Origin of the sequence: Pseudomonas sp. EL_65y_Pfl2_R96, from assembly GCF_963970905.1 — a bacterium.
Taxonomy (GTDB): Bacteria; Pseudomonadota; Gammaproteobacteria; order Pseudomonadales; family Pseudomonadaceae; genus Aquipseudomonas.
The window spans coordinates 1-521 of record NZ_CAXAQH010000223.1; the positions used below are offsets into that span (position 1 = coordinate 1).

At 63.1% G+C, this 521-nt stretch carries 1 protein-coding gene; it reads left to right on the forward strand.

Going from position 1 to position 521, the window contains the following annotated elements:
* Positions 1 to 521: immunoglobulin-like domain-containing protein (locus AACY49_RS30325; RefSeq protein ID WP_339527950.1), on the forward strand; the 521-nt coding region annotated here is incomplete at both ends.

Below are 521 nucleotides of genomic sequence, written 5' to 3' on the forward strand. Positions count from 1 at the left end.
TGCGGCCGGTACGCCGGTCACCGTGACACTGTCGAACGGCGCGGTGATCACCATCGCCGCCGGCGCCACCAGCGGTTCCGTGACCGTCGACGCGCCGAAGGACGACGTCTACAAAGATGCCGGCCAAATCGAAGTGACGATCAAAGATGCCGCCGGCGGCAACTTCGAAAATCTGGCGACCAATCCGGCAGCGGCGGTCACCGATGTGACCGACACCATCGACACTTCGACGGTCAACCTCACCGCGACCAGCACTGTGGCTGAAGGCGGCACGGTGGTTTACACCGCATCCGTCTCGGCACCGGTCACCGGCTCGCCAGTGGTTGTGACCCTGTCGAATGGCCAGACCATCACCATCCCGGTCGGTTCGAGCAGCGCCAGCGTCAATTTCACTGCGCCGAACGATGCGTTGGCCGGCGGCGGTTCCCTGAGCGTCAAGATCGACGATGCCAAGGGCGGCAATTACGAGAAGCTGGAAGTCGATGGCAAGTCAGCCGACACCTCGATCACTGATACCCAGG